This is a genomic window from Pelorhabdus sp. sgz311002, from assembly GCF_056134285.1.
Genome location: NZ_JBWBCL010000009.1, coordinates 22,396 through 42,234 on the forward strand (window position 1 = coordinate 22,396; position 19,839 = coordinate 42,234).

Genomic DNA, 19,839 nt, shown 5'->3' on the forward strand with positions numbered 1-19,839 from the left:
TGAGGTGAGTATTTTGAAAAGAAGAGTTGTAGTAACAGGTCTTGGCGCCATTACTCCAATTGGCATTGGCAAAGACGCCTACTGGGAGTCTTTGATGGCGGGAAAGTCAGGTATTACGAAAATTACTCGCTTTGATGCATCAGAGTATGCAACACAAATCGCCGGTGAAGTAAAGGGGTTTGATCCGACGAATTATATTGAGAAAAAAGAAGCTAAGCGGATGGATCGTTGCACTCAATTTGCAATTGCCGCAGCCAAAATGGCATTAGAAGATGCTGCCATTGATTTAGAAACCGAAGATCGCAGCCGTATCGGCACACTTGTTGGTACAGGTATCGGCGGTATTGAGACATTACATGATCAATATAAAACGCTGTTTGATAAAGGTCCAAATCGGATTAGTCCTTTTTTTGTACCGATGATGATTGCTAATATGCCATCTGGTCAGATTTCCATTAACTTTGGGTTGCAAGGACCTTGCTTGTGTGTAGTAACAGCTTGTGCTACGGGGACAAATTCGATTGGCGATGCTTTCCGCATGATTGAACGCGGCGATGCCGATGTGATGATTGCTGGTGGTACGGAAGCAGCTATTTCCCAGGCGGCAATGGCCGGTTTTTGTTCCATGAAGGCCATGTCTACCCAAAATGACGAACCAGAAAAAGCATCGAAACCTTTTAATATGGGCCGTGACGGTTTTGTTATGGGTGAAGGCGCTGGGATTGTGATTTTGGAATCTTTAGAACATGCTAAAGCAAGAAATGCTCGAATTTATGCTGAAATGGCTGGTTATGGCACGAATGCTGACGCTTATCATATTACGGCCGTAGCTCCTGGTGGTACACAAGCGGCAAAATGTATGGAAATGGCGATTAAAGATGCTGGCCTTGAGGCAACAGATGTAGACTATATTAATGCTCATGGTACATCTACGCCGCTGAACGATCAGAATGAAACTTTAGCCATTAAAGTTCTTTTTGGCGATTATGCTAAAAAAGTTGCTGTAAGTTCCACTAAATCAATGACAGGCCATCTTTTGGGAGCTGCCGGAGGCATTGAATTTATTGCCTGTGTTTTGGCAATTCAAAATGGTATGATTCCGCCTACTATTAATTATACTCAGCCTGACCCTGAACTTGATCTGGACTATGTTCCCAATGAAGCTCGTAAGCAAGACGTCAATGTAGCAATTTCCAACTCCTTTGGTTTTGGCGGTCATAATGCGACGGTTCTTGCTAAAAAGTATCACGACTGAGTTTATCGATGAAACGACTTTTAGATGAAACTAGGCGGGTAGAGCTGAATCGACTTCTACAGTTTCTTGGTGTCAAAATGAAGAATCTCCAGCTGTTACATCAGGCTCTAACTCATACTTCTTACGCGAATGAAGTTAGGCACAGCGGCTCACTTCATAATGAGCGTCTGGAGTTTCTCGGTGATGCAGTCTTAGATCTTGTAGTGAGTGAAAATTTATTTAGACGTTTTTCTCATTTAACAGAAGGTGAATTGACGAAATCACGAGCCAATATTGTTTGTGAACATACTTTGGCTCAGAAAGCGGCAGAAGCAAATTTAGGTAGCTATCTTTTGCTTGGCAAAGGAGAAGCTTTATCTGGCGGCAGAGAGCGAATTTCTATTTTAGCTGATACTTTTGAGGCAGTGATTGGTGCAGTCTATTTAGAACTTGGTTTTCCGGCGGCAGCAGAAATGATTTTGCGTCTGTTGGAAAAAGAATTGTCACTTATAGAAATTGGTGATTATGTAAAAGACTTTAAAACTTGGTTGCAGGAAGTTGCACAGCGTTCACCTGACAATAAAGTCGTTTATGAAGTGGTAGAACAAAGCGGTCCCGATCATGATAAAGTTTTTACAATTCGCGTTTGTTTAAATGATAGAGAAATGGGTATTGGTGTAGGGAAAAGTAAGAAAGAAGCGGAACAGCGTGCTGCTAAAGCAGCGCTACGTGAACTTCATGTGATTACTGATGAAACTGCATAACTTATAAAGGCGGCCGTAAGGTCGCTTTTTGTTATTAAAGTGAGGTCAATAATTTGAAACAGAATTATATTATTCCCTTGTTTATTCCCCATTATGGGTGCCCTCATGTTTGTATTTTTTGTAATCAGAAGAAGATAACAGGTCAAGTTTCTCCAATTACACCGCAAGATGTTAGGACACGCTTGGCAGCAGAACTAGCTCTTATTTCACCAAAACGCTTGATTGAAGTTGCTTTTTACGGCGGCAGTTTTACGGCATTGCCGCTTTCACAGCAAAACGAGCTTTTAGCGCCAGCTACTGAATTATTGCAGTTAGGAAAAATTCATTCGATACGCCTTTCGACACGGCCAGATTGTATTAGCAGACCGATTTTGGAAAACTTACGTAATATGGGGGTTTCCATCATTGAACTTGGTGTGCAATCTTTAGATGATGAAGTTCTGCTTGCGTCGGAACGAGGTCACAAAGCCGCTCACGTGTTTGCAGCAGTAGAATTGTTAAAAGAATATGGCTTTTCTTTTGGGATTCAGCTCATGCCGGGGTTACCAAAGGAAGATTCAGTTAGTTTGCTTCGCAGTGCCGCTCTTACAGCATCGCTTAGGCCGAATATGGTTAGGCTTTATCCAGTCATTGTTTTGGCAGATACGCCTTTGGCGAAAGTCTATCAGCAGGGTCTGTACAAACCACTTTCCTTAGAGAAAGCGATTGCCAAAACAGCCATGGTGAAGCAACTGCTTCTAGAGCATCATATTCCTGTGATTCGCATGGGGCTCCAGGCGACAGAAGAACTTGATAATAGCAGCGTTCGCTTAGCTGGCCCATATCATCCCGCTTTTGGCGAGATGGTTATTTCTTATCTTTATCGTCAAGAAGTAAGCCGAATCTTGGAAGAATTGAACTTTAGCGACAAAGCAAATAACCAAAAGTTAGAGTTGCATTGCTGTCGGCGTGATGAATCGAAACTACGTGGCCAAAAAAATAACAACTTGCGCTATTGGCAAGAACTTTTTTCTTGTCAGATTTTCATAAAAGCGAATTTGTCTGATGATGCAGGGATATATATTACCTATGACGGAATTTCTTTTGGAATTAAAAAAATTATATAGAAAAAAATTATAAAATGAATTTCTATTGAAAAAAATACAAAAGAAGGAATTTTAAGGAAAAAGGCGGAATACTTTTACAGTATAGGAAACTTTGCAATGTCCTGAATTCGAAGGAGGTAAAGTCATGGAAGTACTGAAAGTATCGGCGCAATCTATACCCAAATCGGTTGCAGGCGCTCTCGCAGCAGTTTTACGTGAAAAAGGAACTGCAGAAGTACAGGCAGTGGGGGCTGGTGCTGTTAATCAAGCCGTAAAGGCTATCGCTATTTCTCGTGGTTTTGTGGCTCCCAATGGAATTGATTTAGTAGCGATTCCGGCCTTTGCGGAAATTTCAATTGACGGAGAAGAGCGAACGGCAATTCGATTTATTATTGAACCTCGCTAGAAAAGCAAAAGCCTGTTTGCTTGATGCAAGCAGGTTTTTCTTATTGCTATGAGGAATAAATAATAGTTAAAGTTTTTTTGAAAGGTTGCGGTGATTGTTTTGTTGCTTCGAAAAATTGAGGCTTACGGATTTAAGTCGTTTGCCGAAAAAACAGAAATTGCTTTAGGTCCCGGGGTAACTGCAATCGTTGGACCAAATGGCAGTGGAAAAAGCAATATATCTGATGCGATTCGCTGGGCTCTAGGCGAACAAAGTTTGAAAAGCCTTCGCGGCGCGAAAAGCGAGGATGTAATTTTTGCTGGCAGCCAAGGCCGCAGGGCTTTAGGGATTGCTGAAGTCTCGTTGTTTTTTGACAATAGCGATGGTCTTCTGCCCCTTGATTTTAATGAAGTTGTTATAACAAGGCGTGTTTTTCGTTCGGGCGACAGTGAATATTATATTAATAAAAGCTCTTGTCGCTTGAAGGATATTCATGAGCTTTTTGCTGATACAGGTATTGGCCGTGATTCGATGATGGTGATTGGCCAAAATAAGATTGATGAAATTTTAAATGCCAAGCCAGAAGAACGACGGTTGCTTTTTGAGGAAGCAGCTGGCATTACTAAATACAAGCAGCGCAAGCGTGAAGCTCTGCGTAAGATCGAGGAAACTGAAAACAATTTGACGCGTCTTTCCGATATTACTACCGAGATTGAGGGGCAACTGGGACCGTTAGCTGCCAGTGCGGAAAAAACGAAAGCCTACAATGCGCTCTACGAACAGTGGCTTTCTTATCAGGTCAGTCAATTTTTAAAGCGGTTTTATTCTGCTAGCTCGATTGTTGCCGATGCGCAAAAGGATCAAAAGGAATTGACCGAGTCGGAAACTGTTCTGTCGAGCCAAATGTTGTTGGCGGAAACTGAAAGAGATAAAAAGACAGAAGAGCTGGCGGTCAAGGAGGAAACCTACCGTGCAGCGCTAAAAGGTTTGCAACAGATCGAACTGGATTTAAATACGCTGAAGGCTACCGAAGAACTCTTAACCGAACGGCAGCAGCAGAGTGAACGCGAGTGGGAAAGGTTAGTAACAGAACAAACGACTCTTGCTCTACGCAATCAGGAAAATGAGGCAAAGCTGCAAGAGTTTAACACTGCTTTACAAAGTAAAGCAGCGGAACAGCAGGCTTTAAGTCAACAGCTATTGACACTAGAGAGCGATCATGAAGCGATCAAAGAAAAAACAGTTTTTCTAGAGCAAGAAGTTGATAAGAAAAAAGAAGAGCTTTTTGATTTTATGCAAGAGCTTGTGCAACAAAAAAATCATTGCCGAGATTTAGATAAGGAATTACTCTTGCTGGTACAGCAGCAAGCCGAAAAGACAAAACAATTAACGGAAGAAAAAGTCTTATTGGCAAAAACCCAAGAAACGGTTGAGGCTGAGGTTAGTCAGTTACAAGTTTTAGAAACAGAGCGAGAGCAGCTAACAAACCAACAGAAAACGGTTTTACTGGAAAGTCAGGCTATTGAGACGGAAATTTCTTCGCAAGAAGACATGGTAACTAAGCTGCAACGACGCATGCATGACGGAGCAGCGCGACAAAAGGTATTGCTTCACTTGCAGGAGGATTTTGACGGGTTTGGCCGGGGCATCAAAAGCGTTTTAAAAGCAAAGCAACCTTGGCGCAGTGCAATTCATGGCGCCATTGCCCAAGTCATTCATGTGCCGCCGGAATATGTGAAAGCCGTTGAAGTTGCTTTAGGCGTAGCAGCACAGCACCTGATTACCGCAACGGCTGATACAGCAAAAGCAGCTATTTCCTACTTAAAGGAGAATAACTTAGGGCGTGTTACTTTTTTACCGCTTGATACAGTGCAAAAGCCGTCGCGACGGGATTACGAGCTGAAAGCGGTTCAAGAGCCCGGCGTTCTGGGGTTTGCCAGTGATGTCATTACTTTTGATCCTTGCTATGAATCAGCTGTAGTTCAAGTGTTAGGACGGACACTCTTGGTAACAACGATTGACCAGGCCTTAGCTGTGGCGAAGAAATATAAGTACATGCTGCGGCTTGTTACGTTAGAGGGAGAAATCTTAAATCCCGGCGGCTCCTTAACCGGCGGCAGTCTTGGTCGGAAGGAAAATAGCTTTATTGGTCGTCAAAGTGAGATTGAAGAACTCACGAAGCGGCTTGAGCAAGAAAAAATAAATCTAGCAAGCCAGCAGGAGAAGTTAGCGGTTCTTAGAGTCAAACGGCAGCAAAAACAGACTGAACTAAATCAGTGCCAGGTGAAATTTCAAGAAATCGAAATTAAGCAGGCAGAACTTAAAGTGCATGCGGAACAGAGCCGACAAAACCAACGGCGCTTTTCGCTTTCTGTCCAGACTTTAACAGAAGAAATCCGCCAGGACAGAGAGCGAGAAAAGACGATTGAGCAAGATTTGGCTTTGTTGCAAGTTCAAGTTGCGGCAATGGATCAAACGCAGGAAGTAAAAAAAGCGATGATTCAACAATTGCAGCTATCGAATAAGGAATACCAGGAAAAGGTAACGCAGCAGCAAGAAGCGGTTACTACCTTAAAGGTAGAATTATCAGCACTCGAACAGAATCTACAGTCTCTTGCCAGTAATTGCGCTTTTTACGAAACACTGCTAGCGGAATCGCAAGAACAAGATAAAAAAATAGCAGCAGAGCAGCAAGAGATTATCGAAAAACGCCAAGAGTTTTCTGCCGAGATGACTGAATGCAAACTTCGCAGTGAAGCTTTGCGGCTAGAAAAAGCAGAAACAGAAAAAACTATAAAAAATCTTTACGAAGAAAAAACAAGTGATGTCGCGTTGCTTCAGGCCAAGGAAAAGGATATGAAGGAATTACGTCGACGTCTGCAGGATTTGCAAAATCGTTTGCATGAACGAGAGCTTTTAATTGCTAAGTATCAAGCTGAAGCGATTGCTTGTGAAGAGCAGCTCTTGTCACAGTTCCATTTGTCTTTGCCTGAAGCGAAAGACTATTATTTAGATATTCCAAGTGAAGAGCTACAAAGTAAGATCAAAGTTTTTGATCAGAAAATTGCTGAACTGGGCCCGATTCATGCTGGGGCGATTGAAGAGTATGAAAAGCTGAAAGAACGTTATGAGTTTTTACAGTCTCAGTATCATGATCTCATTTCTGCTAAAAACTATTTAGTGTCTATTGTACAGGAAATGGACCAAACGATGGCGGTTCAATTTAAAGCGGCTTTTGAGGAAATTAACGGCTGTTTTCATGATATTTTTGTGCGACTCTTTGGTGGTGGACAAGCAAAACTTGTGTTGCAGTCGCCTGATAATTTACTGGAAACTGGTATCGAAATTGTCGTGCAGCCACCAGGGAAAAAGCAACAGTATTTGTCGCTCTTTTCCGGTGGGGAACGGTCATTGACCGTTATTGCCTTATTATTTAGCTTTTTAAGTCATCGTCCGGCTCCTTTTTGTATGGTCGATGAAATTGATGCCGCTCTTGATGAAGCCAATGTAAATCGTTTTAGTGAATTTTTACGAGACTATGCGCAAAAGACACAATTTATTGTTGTTACGCACCGCAAGGGAACGATGGAAATTGCCGATGTGATGCATGGTATCACCATGGAGGAATCGGGAGTATCAAAATTGATTTCTGTTAAATTTTCGGAAAAGGCCGGTTAAGGGGGATTTATATTATGGGTTTTTTTGATAAACTAAAAGCGGGACTTGATAAAACAAGAAAAAACCTTACGAATAAAATTGAACAGTTAATCGTAGGGTATGCCGAAATTGATGAGGAGTTTTTAGAGGAATTGGAAGCTGTTCTGATTTCTGCCGATGTAGGTGTAAAAACCGCTGAATTATTACTGCAAAAAGTAAGAGCCGGGATTAAGGCGAAGGAAGTAAATAGTCCGGATGATTTACGGCCTTTTTTGCGCCGGGAAATCAGTGCTATGTTAGCGGAAGGTCTGGAACCTTTTGCTTTTGCCCCAACACCGCCTACGGTAATTCTCGTAGTTGGCGTAAACGGTGTCGGCAAGACAACTACGATTGGCAAATTAGCTAATTATTATCATGAACAAGGGAAAAAGGTAATTTTAGCAGCGGCGGATACTTTCCGTGCTGCAGCTGTTGACCAACTCGAAGTATGGAGCGGGCGAAGTTCTGTCGATATTGTTAAGCATGAAGAAGGCTCTGATCCAGCTGCTGTCGCTTTCGATGCGGTACAGGCGGCGAAAGCGAGAAGAACCGATGTTGTGATTATTGATACAGCCGGACGACTCCATACAAAATCGAATCTTATGGAAGAACTCAAAAAAATTGAGCGGGTTGTGCGACGGGAGTTGCCGGAAGCGCCTCACGAAACATTGCTTGTCCTTGATGCAACTACTGGACAAAATGCCATTAGCCAGGCAAAAATTTTCAGCGAAGCGGCAAAAGTGACTGGCGTTGTTTTAACGAAATTAGACGGTACGGCTAAAGGCGGCGTTGTTGTAGCTGTTAAGACGGAACTTGGCATCCCTGTAAAATGGATTGGTGTTGGTGAAGGATTAGAAGATTTGCGGCCCTTTGAACCAGAAGATTTTGCCTTGGCGTTATTTCCTGATAAATAAAAAATCCTGACAAGTAAAAAACTTGACAGGAGCTTTTAGTATGATATAATGTTTGAGGTAAAGCTTTTACCTTGTCAGTATGGCAGAAGGTGATTGTATTGTTAGAAAAAGTATTAAAAATTAGCCTTCTTTATGATTTTTATGGGGCGCTGCTGACGGAAAAGCAACAAACCTGTGTAGAGCTTCATTATTTTCAGGATCTCTCTCTCTCGGAGATTGCCGAGCAGTTAACTGTTTCCCGGCAAGCCGTCTATGACCTTTTAAAGCGGGCTGAGCAGATTCTAGCGGAACATGAAGCAAAACTTCAATTGGCGGCGCGTCATGATCAGGAGCGGCAGGTTCTCCGTGAAATATATCAATTGCTTGATCAATCCTGTTTTCAAGCGGATGAAACGATTCAGGCGGCGAAAGCAAAATTGCGGCAACTGGTAGATTAGACTAGAGGAGACTTTTTATGTTATTTGAAGGACTGGCGGAAAAACTCCAGGCGACATTTAAAAAATTACGCGGTCACGGCAAGCTGACGGAAGAGGATTTAACGGAAGCGATGCGTGAAGTGCGTATGGCCCTATTAGAGGCTGACGTAAATTTTAAAGTGGTAAAAGACTTTATTGCAAAAGTAAAAGAGCGGGCCATTGGTCAGGAAGTATTGGAAAGTCTGACACCAGCCCAATTTGTTATAAAAATTGTTAATGATGAATTAACTGAGCTTATGGGGGGAACCCAAAGCCGGATTATGATCTCTTCTCGACCGCCGACCATTATTATGTTAGTAGGTCTGCAAGGCGCCGGTAAAACGACAACGGCGGGGAAATTGGCCTTAACATTGAAAAAACAAGGCAAACGACCCCTGTTAGTAGCAGGCGACATTTATCGACCAGCAGCGATTAAGCAGCTTCAGGTGGTTGGAGAATCAATAGAGGTTCCTGTTTTTTCTTTAGGCGATCAAGTAAGTCCAGTGACGATTGCCGAGCAGGCGATTGATCATGCGAATGCTTACATGAACGATATTGTTATTATCGATACGGCGGGACGACTTCATATTAATGAAGAACTCATGGGTGAGCTGAAAAACATTAAGCAAGAAGTGAAGCCTCATGAAATTCTGCTTGTTGTTGATGCAATGACTGGACAGGATGCTGTCAATGTGGCGGAATCCTTTGATAAAGATCTTGGTCTTGATGGCGTTATTCTCACAAAACTTGACGGGGATGCCCGCGGCGGTGCCGCACTTTCTATCAAGGCTGTAACGGGAAAACCCATTAAGTTTACTGGTATGGGAGAAAAGCTAGAAGCTTTAGAGCCTTTTTATCCGGACCGCATGGCATCAAGAATTCTTGGCATGGGCGATGTGCTTAGTTTAATTGAGAAAGCTCAAGAAACGATTGACATTAATAAAGCCAAGGAAATGGAAAAAAAGCTGCGCACGGAAGAGTTTACTTTTGATGACTTTTTAGAGCAGATGCAGCAAGTGAAAAAACTTGGTTCGATCGAGCAAATTCTTGGCATGATTCCTGGTATGGGGGCTTTAAAAAATAAACTCAAAGACGTAGAGTTTGATGATGGTGAATTCAAACGTATTGAGGCAATTATTTATTCCATGACGAAGAAGGAGCGAAAAGATCCTTCGATTATCAATGGAAGCCGCCGTAAACGAATTGCGATAGGTAGCGGTACAAAGGTGCAAGATGTAAATCGTCTTTTAAAGCAATTTGCCGAAACCAAGAAGATGATGAAGGGTCTTACCAAAATGAAAAAAAGCGGTAAAAAACCGCGATTTAATTTGCCTTTTCTGCAGTAAACAGCAGTAGGAATAGATTGAGATATTTTATGAAGGAGGTGATTTTGTCATGGCAGTAAAAATTCGTTTGAAAAGATTAGGTGCGAAAAAAAGCCCTTACTACCGCGTTGTTGTTGCTGATTCGCGTTCTCCACGCGATGGCCGTCAGATTGCAACTCTTGGTCAGTATGATTCTACCAAACAGCCTGCAATCATCAATATTGATGAAGAAAAAGCCATTGAATGGTTAAATAAAGGGGCTCAGCCGACTGATACAGTAAAATCTCTGTTCAGCCAGGTGGGAATCATGAAAAAGTGGGATGAACTGAAGCGTTCTAAGAAAGAAGCGTGAGTTCAATGAATGATTTAGTCGCAGTGATTGCCAAAGCCTTAGTAAAAAATCCCGAGCAAGTCAATGTTACTGAAGTGGTCGATAATGATACAATTACCTATGAACTTCGGGTTGCCCCGGAGGACATGGGTAAAATTATCGGCAAACAGGGACGAATTGCGAAAGCGCTTCGTACTGTTGTCAAAGCGGCCGCCTCGCGGGAAAACAAAAAAGTGATGGTTGAAATCATAGAGTGAGGTGCCGAGTAAGATGGATAAAATAACTTTGAAGTGTCCAGTCACGATTAAAGCAAAAGTTACGGAAGCTTTGAAAAAACAATTGGTTTATGACATGGAAGAAGCCATTAAACGGGCTGACATGGAATTACAGCAAATTGATTTTCAAGGAAAACGAGCTTTAGCTGAGCAGGCGAAAGCTGATGCACAAGGACTGGTCGCCCTTCGTCAGCAAATTGAAATGGAAATGCAAAAACGCATTGAATTTAAAGAGCAGACGCAGGAAAAAATCAAAGAAACGGCTGAACTCGAAATCGGCGCTGAAATCGTTCAAGGCACACTGGAACAAACTGTTACTCTGGGAATTGGAGATGATCTTCATCAGGCAATGTCGACTGAGATTTTGCTGGAAGATGGTAAGATCATTGCATTTCGCAGTTAATGAGACCGGAATTTATATCTGTTGGTAAAATTGTTGCCCCGCACGGTGTGCGGGGTGACCTTCGTATCATGGCCTTGACAGACGATTTAGCGCGCTTTGAAAAACTTCAGCATGTATTTCTTGAACAAACAACAAAATTGACCATTGAATCAGTAAAATATCATAAAGGCTCTGTTCTTTTAAAATTTAAAGAGCATGCATCGCGAAATGATGTAGAATCATTACGCGGCAAGCTTTTATATATTACACAAGACCAGCTTATTCCTTTGCCGGAAGGCCGCTATTATCATTTCGATCTTATTGGTTTATCCGTATATGATGAAGCAGGTCAATTACTTGGCACCCTAAAAGATATTTTGGAAACCGGCAGTAATGACGTCTATGTCGTTGAAGCAGAGGATGTACAAAGTAAGCCGATTCTGGTGCCTGCCTTAAAGAAGGTAGTAAAAAGTATCGATCTTACCGAACAAAAAATGATTGTGAAATTGCAGGAAGAATGGGATGACTAATGCGTATTGAGATTGTCTCACTGTTTCCAGAAATGTTTGACGGACCCTTTGGTCATAGTATGATAAAACGAGCTGTTACAGCGGGACACTTGCAGATTCGAGTCACTAATCCGCGAACCTTTACGGAAGATAAACATCATATTGTTGATGATACTCCTTTTGGCGGCGGTTCTGGCATGGTTATGAAGCCAGAGCCTATTTTTCGCGCTGTCAAAGCAGTGACCGCAGAAACTGAAATCGTGAAGCGACGAATTATTCTTTTGTGTCCTAGTGGAGAAACTTTTACGCAGGCAAAGGCAAAGGAATTAGCGCAGTATGAGCAGCTAATTTTTATTTGCGGTCACTATGAAGGGATAGATGGTCGCGTCGGTGACTATCTAGTTGATGAAAAAATCTCTATTGGTGATTATGTACTAACAGGCGGAGAATTGCCTGCTATGATTATTACTGATGCGGTAGCTCGGATGATTCCTGGTGTTCTCGGCGCAGCGAACGGTGCCAGCGAGGATTCTTTTTATACGGGACTGTTAGAATACCCCCAGTATACAAGGCCGCGCGAATACGAGGGCATGACCGTACCGGATATTCTTCTTTCGGGTGACCATGCAAAAATTGAGCGGTGGCGTCGTAAAGCATCTTTGAAGCTTACTAAGGAAAAGCGGCCTGATCTTTTAAAGAAAGCTGATTTAACCGATTCAGACCGGCGTTTATTGCGCGAAATAGAACAAGAGGATGGCGGCGAAGATCTGTGAATACCTACATTGGTTTAGTTCATTATCCGATCTATAATCGTAACGGTGCTGTGATTACGACAGCCATTGCGAATTTCGATATTCATGATTTGGCGAGAACAGCTAGAACGTATAATATTGCTAAGTATTTTATCATTCATCCGATTGAAAGTCAGGTTAAATTAGCTGAAGATGTTATGGGATACTGGCAAACTGGATTTGGTAAAGAGTATAATCCAGACCGAAATGAGGCATTTCGAATTGTCACAACAGCGCCGGATATTGCTGAAGTGATTGCGCAAATTACGGAGCAAGAAGGTAAAAAACCAATTGTTGTTACGACAGATGCCAGAATATATCCCAATAGTATTTCTTATCCTAAGCTGAGACATACGATAGAAACAGGCGATAGACCCTGTCTTCTGCTTTTCGGCACTGGTTTTGGTATGGAAAAATCACTGATGAATCAGTTTGATTATATATTAGAGCCCATTTACGGCGGTGGCGAGTACAATCATTTGCCAGTTCGTTCTGCTGTGGCCATTATTCTTGACCGACTACTAGGCGAGGCTTGGTGGCAAAAGAATTTATAAAAATGTAATTTTGCTTGAAAAAGAGCTGTGAAAATGATATAATAAATTTTGTGTAAAATGGATGGTCCTCTGCTTGACGAAGGCACGAACATCTAATTAAGGAGGAAATAAATATGGATATTATTAGAGCATTAGAGCAAGAACAACTTCGCCAAGACGTTCCGGCGTTTCGTCCGGGAGATACGGTTCGCGTCCATGTAAAAGTTATTGAAGGCACGCGCGAACGTGTTCAGGTTTTTGAAGGTGTTGTTATTAACCGCAAAAGCGGCGGCGTGCGTGAAACCTTTACGGTAAGACGTATTTCTTACGGTGTTGGCGTAGAACGTACTTTCCCGGTTCATTCTCCTCGTATTGATAAAATCGAAGTAATGCGTCGTGGCATTGTACGTCGGGCAAAACTCTACTATCTGCGTAACTTAACTGGTAAAGCAGCCCGCATTAAAGAAAAACGCTAATCAAAAGGGACTGAGTACTCAGTCCCTTTTCGTTACGCAAGCAGAACTAAGGAGGCCTATTCATGAGTAGTCGCTTAGGCGAAGAAATTAAAGATTGGGTCATTTCTATTGTTGTTGCTGTAGTGATTGCCTTTTTTATTCGGCATTTTATTGTGGAGTTGTACCTTGTGGAAGGTCCGTCCATGCAGCCGACTTTAGTATCCAATGAACGACTTGTTGTTAATAAGTTTATTTATCGCTTTAAAGATCCGGAAAAAGGCGATGTACTTGTCTTTAAGTACCCTAAAGACCAGAGTCGCGATTTCATTAAGCGGGTCATTGCTACAGCTGGCGATACGATTGAAGTAAAAGACAATCATGTTTATGTAAATGGCCAGCTTTTGAATGAACCTTATATTTTAAATGAACGGATGAAGGGGTCTTATTCCTTGGCCACAGTTCCGCCAGGGACCGTATTTGTCATGGGTGATAACCGGAATAATTCGGAAGACAGTCGTTTTCGCGATGTAGGTTTTGTTCCATTAGATTTAATTAAGGGAAAAGCCTTGCTAGTATTCTGGCCCTTCGATAAATTTAAATCCTTACCCTGATAGAGGTGATTGGTTGTGCATATACATTGGTTTCCCGGTCATATGACAAAGGCTAAGCGCATGATTGAAGAGCAGCTAAAGCTTGTCGATGTGGTTATCGAATTACTCGATGCTCGCATTCCAGCTAGTAGTGCGAATCCGCTTATTGCTGCTTTGACACAACAGAAGCCTCGTGTGATTGCCTTAAATAAGGCTGATATGGCTGACCCGCGTCTTACGGAGCAATGGATTGCCTATTATAAGGCGCAAGGTCTTGACGTTGTAGCAATTGATTCTATGACAGGAAAAGGCACCAAACAGCTCGTAAAGCAGGTAGAAGCTGCTGTGGCAGAAAAAGTGGAAAGGCTACGAGCCAAAGGAATTAAAAATCGCAGCACTCGTGCCATGATTCTCGGAATCCCTAATGTCGGCAAATCTTCTCTAATTAATCGCTTGCTTGGTTCGGCTACAGTACGTACTGGTGATAAGGCTGGTGTCACTCGTGGTCAGCAGTGGATTAAGATTGGCAAGAATTTAGAACTCCTTGATACTCCCGGCGTTTTATGGCCCAAGCAGGATGATCAGGAGGTTGCTTTTAAGCTTGCTGCTACAGGTGCAATGAATGACGAGGTTTTTGATATGGAAGATGTCGTCAAAGAGCTTTTGCAAACTATGATTTTTGACTATCCGCAAAACTTAATCGCCCGTTATGGTTTGGAAGATCCTTTGCCAAATGAAGCAGAAGCGCTTTTAGAGCAAATTGGTCGGCGGCGCGGCTGTTTGAAAAGCGGCGGTGTTATTGATACTGAAAAGGTAATTCGGCTTATCCTAACAGAATTTCGTACGGGTAAGTTAGGGCGACTTTCATTAGATCGCGTACTAGCTTGATAACAAAGTTTTAATTTTATAACATTCAAATCCTGATTTATCAGGATTTTTTTATTTTCTAGAAAATTCATCTGATTTTCTTGCCTTCATGCTCTTCGCCCTTTATACTTTTAATAGAGTCGTCATTTTTTGTAGAAATAGGGAATTGAAGGGAGATCAAAGTAATGATAGCCATTTCTTCTGCCGCAGCAGCATCTATTACAACCTTTCGGATGGATTATACTATTGCCAAGCAATCTTTTGATGACCTTTTTGCTGAATTTCGTACTTCTCAAGGGCTTGAGCCAGGTTCTATAGCACAGCTTATGGCGCTTTTAAGTCTTATAAGAGAAATGATTCAGCGTGAGGAAGTTCTCAGTCTTTTAAATTTGACCAAGGCGACAGAACATTGTACTACTACACATAGTGTGAATGTTGCGATCGTAGCTGGTGCTCTTGCCCATTGGTTGGAACTTTCTTCATCGGAGATTGATGAAGCTATTTTAGGCGGTTTGCTTCATGATGTTGGCAAAGCAATGATTCCTGAGGAAATTCTGAATAAGCAGGAAAAACTCTTAGCTTATGAATTTAGTATTATCCGCTGTCATGCTTTTTACAGTTTTCAATTAGTACAATTTGCGGCTTACATACCGGAAAATGTAAAATATGCCGTATTGCAGCATCATGAGCGTCTTGATGGGTCCGGCTATCCTAATAAATTGGCGGAAAAGGATATATCTTTTTTAGCACAAATTCTTGCTGTAGCCGATGTCTATGATGCTATGACCTCGCAACGGGCGCAACGTGGCGCTTGTTCCTTTTTTGAAGTGATTAATGAATTATCATTAGAGATGTTTGGAAAATTAAACCCAACAATTTGTCTGATGTTAATGAAGCACTTAAAAGATTTACTTGTGGGCAGCGATGTTTTGCTTAATACTGGTGAGCAGGCAAAGATTGTTCGATTTGATCAAAATTTAGGTCATAAGCCGCTGGTACAGTTGCCTACAGGCGAATATATTGACCTAGAGAAGGAAGTCGATTTAGAAATTCTTCGGGTTATTAGTTAACAAGTAATCATTTGTTTTTTTATCTTTACATTAGATAGGGTGTTGATTTGCGCAATGAAAGTGGATAAACAGTGTGTATGCGGCTGTGATGAAGTCGGCAGAGGCGCTGGCGCTGGCGAAATTTATGTGGCAGCTGTCATTCTTGATCCAAACCAGCCGATTGAAGGTCTTAATGATTCGAAGAAATTGACGCCGAGGCGTCGGGAAATATTAGCTGAAATTATTAAAGAAAAAGCAATTGCTGTGACGATTGCCACAGCGAGCCTTGATGAGATTGCCGAATTAAATGTTTTACACGCTACGCTTTTGGCCATGAAACGGGCCATAGAATCTTTGCCTGTTCTTCCTGATAAAGTGATGATTGATGGCAATAAAGCGCCTAAATTGTCAGTTCCTTGTGAAACTATTATCAAGGGAGACTCACTGGTTCCTGCTATCAGCGCTGCTTCTATTGTGGCGAAAGTGGCGCGAGATCAAGTGATGACAGACTATGAAAAAGTGTATCCGCTTTATGGTTTTGCTCACCACAAAGGGTATTTTACAAAAGAACATTTAGCAAATTTGCAAAAATACGGACCCTGTCCGATTCATCGCGTTACTTATGGGCCAGTAAAGGAATTATTACAAACAAATCCATTGTTTTAATTGAGCAAGTTCATTTCTAATTTGTAGACTCTCAATATTAATTTAACAAGATTACATTTTGTTATAACGTGAAATTGACAGTTGTAGTTTTTTGTGCTATCATATGTATAAATTTTCAAGAGTCTTAGCTGATCAGAGAAACTGAAGGCAAAGGAGTGTTTTAGAGGACATTTCTTTGTCTTTTTTATTTATTTATCATATTTTGTAGCGATGAGAGGAGTAATGAACATGGCTTTACCAGAAAACTTGCAATTTGATACCCTAGCAGTACATGCCGGGCAGGAACCTGACCCAACTACGGGATCTCGAGCTGTTCCAATTTATCAAACGACAGCCTATAATTTCCGCGATAGCGAACATGGCGCAAATCTGTTTGGGTTAAAAGAGGCTGGCAATATTTATAGTCGTATTATGAATCCGACAACTGATGTTTTTGAAAAGCGTGTGGCTGCTTTAGAAGGCGGAATCGGCGCCTTGGCTTTTGCCTCCGGTCATGCTGCCATTAGTTCGGCAATCATTAATATTGCCGGTGCTGGCGATGAGATTGTGACATCTTCTAGCTTGTATGGCGGTACTTATAATATGTTTTCCTACACGCTGCCGCGTCTTGGCATTACTGTAAAATTTGTTGATTCCAGTGATCCGGAAAATTATCGTAAAGCGATCACATCTAAGACGAAAGCGCTCTATGGCGAGGTCTTAGGAAATCCCAAAATCGACGTATTAGATATTGAAAAAGTAGCGGCTATCGCCCATGAACATAATTTGCCGCTGATTGTGGATAGTACTTTTGCCTCGCCGGCGCTTAATCGCCCGATTGAGTTCGGTGCTGATATTGTCATTCATTCCGCGACAAAATTTATTGGCGGTCATGGAACATCCATGGGGGGCATAGTTGTAGATGGCGGTAAGTTTGATTGGTCAAAAGGAAATTTTCATGCTTTAAATGAACCAGATCCCAGTTATCATGGTCTTGTTTATAGTGATGCGCTAGGTAATCAAGCCTTTATTACACGGTTACGCATTCAGGTTTTAAGAGATCTTGGGGCCTGCTTAAGTCCTTTTAACAGCTTCATGTTTTTACAAGGGCTTGAAACTTTGCCGCTTCGTATGGAACGCCATACTAGCAATGCTCAGAAAATAGCCGAATATTTAGAGCAACATGAACTCGTCAACTGGGTCAACTATCCTGGTTTAAAAAGCAGTCCAGATTATGAAAAATCACAAAAGTATTTTTCGAAAGGACCTGGTTCTATTTTGACCTTTGGCATTCGGGGCGGGTTAGAGGCAGGACGTAAATTTATCGACTCCTTGTCGCTGTTCTCACTTCTTGCCAATGTAGGTGATGCGAAATCACTTGTCATTCATCCGGCCAGCACGACTCATTCTCAGCTTACGAAAGAACAGCTTGTCTTGGCGGGTACGCCTGATGATATGGTTCGTCTTTCACTGGGACTGGAAGATCCGAAGGATCTGATTAACGACTTGGAGCAAGCGCTGCAAAAATCGCAAATAAAATAAAGAGCTGATCAGATAAACTGAAGGCTAAGGTACCCTTACTACTAAGGGCTGCCTTAGCTTTTTTGCTTTGTAATAGAGGAGTAATGGATCAAAGGGAGAACGCATTTTTTGACTGGAAGCAGTAGACAATAGCGCAGTAAGAATATATAATAAATAAAAATATAATACGATACAGCTGGTTAGGCAAATGACCTAAAGGCCATGTTTCATTTATTGTTTTTTAATAAATGAAACATGGCCTTTTATTTATGAGCTCTAGTAGAGAATAAGGAGAGATGTGTAATGAAAAAGTTACAAATATGGATGCCGGTGGTTTCGGCGCTGCTAGCGCTTAGCCTGGAACTGGGAATTCAAAATTCCAGTAAACATTTACCTACGAAGCATCCTTATTTTACTTATTTTTTAGTTGGTTTTATTGTGCTTTTTTCAAGTATTGCTATAGTAGCTTATTTTAATCCCAAGGTAAAAGCCTGGGCTGAAGAAAATGTCTTATTTATTGCTGTCGCTATTCTCTTTTTCAATGTGTTGAATATCGTGACCAAGAAGTTAGCGCTTTTACCTGTTATCTTTTTTCCATCGCTTGATAAAGTGCTTAGTGTGCTTATTGAAGATTGGGTTTTTTTGGCAACTTGTCTGGCCTCTTCAGGCAAGCTGCTGTTTACTGGCTACATTTATGGCGCTATCGCCGGTTTTGTTACTGGCATTGGCGTAGGATTCAGCAAGTCCGCCGCCTATTGGGTGAACCCGCTTATTCGAATTTTAGGGCCGATTCCTTCTACGGCATGGATTCCTCTCGTGCTTATTAGCTTTCCTACTTCTTTTTCTGCCAGTAGTTTTCTGATTGCGCTTGCCGTGTGGTTTCCCACTGCTGTTATGACAAGCAGCGGAATTTTAAATGTGCAGAATGCTTATTTTGAAGTCTCGAGTACATTAGGGGCAGGGAAGTATTATCAAATTTTTCGAGTCGGAGTTCCTGCTGCTATGCCGCATATGTTTATTGGCCTGTTTAATGGAACTTGCGCCTCTTTCATTACATTGATGACAGCCGAGATGCTCGGCGTTAAAAATGGAATTGGCTGGTATATTAATTGGCAAAAAGACATGATGTCCTATGCCAATGTATATGCTGGATTACTTATTATTGCCGTTACCTTTTCGATTCTTATCACGCTGCTCTTTAAGGTGCGTGATCATGTGCTCGTTTGGCAGAAAGGAGTTATCAAATGGTAGGTGCGATCAAAATAGACGGTGTTGTGAAGCGTTTCACTCAGCAAGATGCTGAAGATATTATTGCCCTTAGCGGGATTGATTTAGAAATTGGTGCTGGCGAATTTGTATCCCTGATTGGCGCTTCCGGCTGCGGTAAATCGACGCTGCTTCGGCTGATTGCCGGACTTAATCGAGCTGATGAAGGAAGTCTTTATATTGATGAAGAGGAGATTGTTAAACCTTCTTATGAACGGGGGCTAGTTTTTCAAAATCCCATGCTTTTTCCCTGGCTAAATGTTTATTATAATGTGGCCTTTGGGCTTAAAGCACGTAATGTATTTAAAAAGAATCGAGAGGAGGTTGATAAATTTATTGATCTGGTAGGATTATCATCGTTTTATAAATCCTATCCGCATCAGCTTTCCGGCGGAATGGCGCAGCGCGTATCGCTGGCCCGCGCGCTTGTTAATCATCCTAAAGTGCTGCTCCTTGATGAACCGCTTGGGGCACTGGACGCTTTTACACGTATGAATATGCAAGATGAATTGATTCGTATTTGGCAAGAGCGCAAGACCACGATGATCATGGTAACCCATGATGTAGATGAAGCCATTTATCTATCAGACCGCATTATTGTCATGACACCGCGGCCAGCTAAGATTGAAAGTTCGATTGTAGTAAATCTGCCAAGACCAAGAGACCGCAGCAACTCAGAATTTTTAGCCCTGCGTACCAAGATTTTAAAAATATTAGATTTTGCCGGCAATGAAAAAGAGCCAGATTATTATTTATAGGGGGATCAT

22 protein-coding genes are annotated in these 19,839 nt (G+C 41.9%); all 22 read left to right on the forward strand.

The window, feature by feature from the left end:
• Positions 1-13: 13 nt before the first annotated feature.
• The 22 genes from fabF to AC0NJP_RS13360 all read left to right on the forward strand — a co-directional run bounded on the left by fabF (position 14) and on the right by AC0NJP_RS13360 (position 19,830).
• Positions 14-1,255 (forward strand): beta-ketoacyl-ACP synthase II, encoded by a 1,242-nt coding sequence (gene fabF / locus AC0NJP_RS13255; RefSeq protein WP_474040192.1) that lies wholly within the window; start codon positions 14-16, stop codon positions 1,253-1,255.
• A gap of 8 nt (positions 1,256-1,263) precedes the next feature.
• On the forward strand, positions 1,264-1,998 hold the full coding sequence (gene rnc, locus AC0NJP_RS13260; protein WP_474040191.1) for a ribonuclease III: 735 nt from the start codon (positions 1,264-1,266) through the stop codon (positions 1,996-1,998).
• A 53-nt stretch (positions 1,999-2,051) separates the two neighbouring features.
• Entirely contained in the window at positions 2,052-3,104 is a 1,053-nt protein-coding gene (locus tag AC0NJP_RS13265; RefSeq protein ID WP_474700105.1) for an elongator complex protein 3, read from the forward strand.
• Positions 3,105-3,228: 124 nt separating this feature from the next.
• A complete protein-coding gene (locus AC0NJP_RS13270; RefSeq protein WP_474040189.1) occupies positions 3,229-3,489 on the forward strand; it encodes a stage V sporulation protein S in 261 nt (86 codons plus the stop codon).
• Positions 3,490-3,588: 99 nt separating this feature from the next.
• Entirely contained in the window at positions 3,589-7,146 is a 3,558-nt protein-coding gene (smc, locus tag AC0NJP_RS13275) for a chromosome segregation protein SMC (RefSeq protein ID WP_474700187.1), read from the forward strand.
• A gap of 14 nt (positions 7,147-7,160) precedes the next feature.
• Positions 7,161-8,078 (forward strand): signal recognition particle-docking protein FtsY, encoded by a 918-nt coding sequence (gene ftsY, locus AC0NJP_RS13280; RefSeq protein WP_474040188.1) that lies wholly within the window; start codon positions 7,161-7,163, stop codon positions 8,076-8,078.
• A 98-nt stretch (positions 8,079-8,176) separates the two neighbouring features.
• Positions 8,177-8,515 (forward strand): YlxM family DNA-binding protein, encoded by a 339-nt coding sequence (ylxM, locus tag AC0NJP_RS13285; protein WP_474040187.1) that lies wholly within the window; start codon positions 8,177-8,179, stop codon positions 8,513-8,515.
• Positions 8,516-8,532: 17 nt separating this feature from the next.
• Positions 8,533-9,879, forward strand: coding sequence for a signal recognition particle protein (ffh, locus tag AC0NJP_RS13290; protein ID WP_474040186.1), 1,347 nt, complete (start codon positions 8,533-8,535; stop codon positions 9,877-9,879).
• Positions 9,880-9,928: 49 nt separating this feature from the next.
• On the forward strand, positions 9,929-10,210 hold the full coding sequence (gene rpsP, locus AC0NJP_RS13295; protein WP_474040185.1) for a 30S ribosomal protein S16: 282 nt from the start codon (positions 9,929-9,931) through the stop codon (positions 10,208-10,210).
• Positions 10,211-10,215: 5 nt separating this feature from the next.
• Positions 10,216-10,446: a KH domain-containing protein gene (locus AC0NJP_RS13300; protein ID WP_474040184.1), complete on the forward strand. Its 231-nt coding sequence runs from the start codon at positions 10,216-10,218 to the stop codon at positions 10,444-10,446.
• A 13-nt stretch (positions 10,447-10,459) separates the two neighbouring features.
• Positions 10,460-10,867, forward strand: coding sequence for a YlqD family protein (locus AC0NJP_RS13305; RefSeq protein WP_474040183.1), 408 nt, complete (start codon positions 10,460-10,462; stop codon positions 10,865-10,867).
• Positions 10,867-11,376, forward strand: a complete 510-nt coding sequence (gene rimM / locus AC0NJP_RS13310) for a ribosome maturation factor RimM (protein ID WP_474040182.1) — start codon at positions 10,867-10,869, stop codon at positions 11,374-11,376. Before AC0NJP_RS13305 ends, rimM begins: the two co-directional genes overlap by 1 nt.
• Positions 11,376-12,128, forward strand: a complete 753-nt coding sequence (trmD, locus tag AC0NJP_RS13315) for a tRNA (guanosine(37)-N1)-methyltransferase TrmD (RefSeq protein ID WP_474040181.1) — start codon at positions 11,376-11,378, stop codon at positions 12,126-12,128. Before rimM ends, trmD begins: the two co-directional genes overlap by 1 nt.
• Complete coding sequence (locus tag AC0NJP_RS13320) at positions 12,125-12,700, forward strand: RNA methyltransferase (RefSeq protein ID WP_474040180.1); 576 nt, start codon at positions 12,125-12,127, stop codon at positions 12,698-12,700. Before trmD ends, AC0NJP_RS13320 begins: the two co-directional genes overlap by 4 nt.
• A gap of 113 nt (positions 12,701-12,813) precedes the next feature.
• Positions 12,814-13,155, forward strand: a complete 342-nt coding sequence (rplS, locus tag AC0NJP_RS13325; protein WP_474040179.1) for a 50S ribosomal protein L19 — start codon at positions 12,814-12,816, stop codon at positions 13,153-13,155.
• 62 nt (positions 13,156-13,217) lie between these two features.
• Positions 13,218-13,745, forward strand: a complete 528-nt coding sequence (gene lepB, locus AC0NJP_RS13330; RefSeq protein WP_474040178.1) for a signal peptidase I — start codon at positions 13,218-13,220, stop codon at positions 13,743-13,745.
• Between the two features lie 15 nt (positions 13,746-13,760).
• Positions 13,761-14,612, forward strand: coding sequence for a ribosome biogenesis GTPase YlqF (ylqF, locus tag AC0NJP_RS13335; RefSeq protein WP_474040177.1), 852 nt, complete (start codon positions 13,761-13,763; stop codon positions 14,610-14,612).
• Between the two features lie 164 nt (positions 14,613-14,776).
• The gene (locus AC0NJP_RS13340) at positions 14,777-15,661 is read left to right on the forward strand and encodes an HD-GYP domain-containing protein (protein ID WP_474700106.1); all 885 of its coding nucleotides are present in this window, start codon (positions 14,777-14,779) and stop codon (positions 15,659-15,661) included.
• Between the two features lie 54 nt (positions 15,662-15,715).
• Positions 15,716-16,306, forward strand: a complete 591-nt coding sequence (gene rnhB, locus AC0NJP_RS13345) for a ribonuclease HII (RefSeq protein WP_474700107.1) — start codon at positions 15,716-15,718, stop codon at positions 16,304-16,306.
• Positions 16,307-16,534: 228 nt separating this feature from the next.
• The gene (locus AC0NJP_RS13350; RefSeq protein WP_474700108.1) at positions 16,535-17,827 is read left to right on the forward strand and encodes a homocysteine synthase; all 1,293 of its coding nucleotides are present in this window, start codon (positions 16,535-16,537) and stop codon (positions 17,825-17,827) included.
• 282 nt (positions 17,828-18,109) lie between these two features.
• Positions 18,110-19,057, forward strand: coding sequence for an ABC transporter permease (locus AC0NJP_RS13355; RefSeq protein WP_474700109.1), 948 nt, complete (start codon positions 18,110-18,112; stop codon positions 19,055-19,057).
• Positions 19,051-19,830 carry an ABC transporter ATP-binding protein gene (locus tag AC0NJP_RS13360; protein ID WP_474700110.1) on the forward strand — a complete coding sequence of 260 codons (780 nt, stop codon included), beginning with the start codon at positions 19,051-19,053 and terminating at the stop codon, positions 19,828-19,830. The genes AC0NJP_RS13355 and AC0NJP_RS13360 overlap by 7 nt, the downstream gene beginning before the upstream one ends.
• Positions 19,831-19,839 lie beyond the last annotated feature (9 nt).

Coding starts and splice junctions, on each gene's coding strand:
- rnc (WP_474040191.1), top strand. CDS start 1,264: ATGAAACGACTTTTAGATGAAACTAGGCGGGTAGAGCTGAATCGACTT.
- AC0NJP_RS13270 (WP_474040189.1), top strand. CDS start 3,229: ATGGAAGTACTGAAAGTATCGGCGCAATCTATACCCAAATCGGTTGCA.
- ftsY (WP_474040188.1), top strand. CDS start 7,161: ATGGGTTTTTTTGATAAACTAAAAGCGGGACTTGATAAAACAAGAAAA.
- ffh (WP_474040186.1), top strand. CDS start 8,533: ATGTTATTTGAAGGACTGGCGGAAAAACTCCAGGCGACATTTAAAAAA.
- rpsP (WP_474040185.1), top strand. CDS start 9,929: ATGGCAGTAAAAATTCGTTTGAAAAGATTAGGTGCGAAAAAAAGCCCT.
- AC0NJP_RS13300 (WP_474040184.1), top strand. CDS start 10,216: ATGAATGATTTAGTCGCAGTGATTGCCAAAGCCTTAGTAAAAAATCCC.
- AC0NJP_RS13305 (WP_474040183.1), top strand. CDS start 10,460: ATGGATAAAATAACTTTGAAGTGTCCAGTCACGATTAAAGCAAAAGTT.
- rimM (WP_474040182.1), top strand. CDS start 10,867: ATGAGACCGGAATTTATATCTGTTGGTAAAATTGTTGCCCCGCACGGT.
- trmD (WP_474040181.1), top strand. CDS start 11,376: ATGCGTATTGAGATTGTCTCACTGTTTCCAGAAATGTTTGACGGACCC.
- rplS (WP_474040179.1), top strand. CDS start 12,814: ATGGATATTATTAGAGCATTAGAGCAAGAACAACTTCGCCAAGACGTT.
- lepB (WP_474040178.1), top strand. CDS start 13,218: ATGAGTAGTCGCTTAGGCGAAGAAATTAAAGATTGGGTCATTTCTATT.
- AC0NJP_RS13340 (WP_474700106.1), top strand. CDS start 14,777: ATGATAGCCATTTCTTCTGCCGCAGCAGCATCTATTACAACCTTTCGG.
- rnhB (WP_474700107.1), top strand. CDS start 15,716: ATGAAAGTGGATAAACAGTGTGTATGCGGCTGTGATGAAGTCGGCAGA.
- AC0NJP_RS13350 (WP_474700108.1), top strand. CDS start 16,535: ATGGCTTTACCAGAAAACTTGCAATTTGATACCCTAGCAGTACATGCC.
- AC0NJP_RS13355 (WP_474700109.1), top strand. CDS start 18,110: ATGAAAAAGTTACAAATATGGATGCCGGTGGTTTCGGCGCTGCTAGCG.
- AC0NJP_RS13360 (WP_474700110.1), top strand. CDS start 19,051: ATGGTAGGTGCGATCAAAATAGACGGTGTTGTGAAGCGTTTCACTCAG.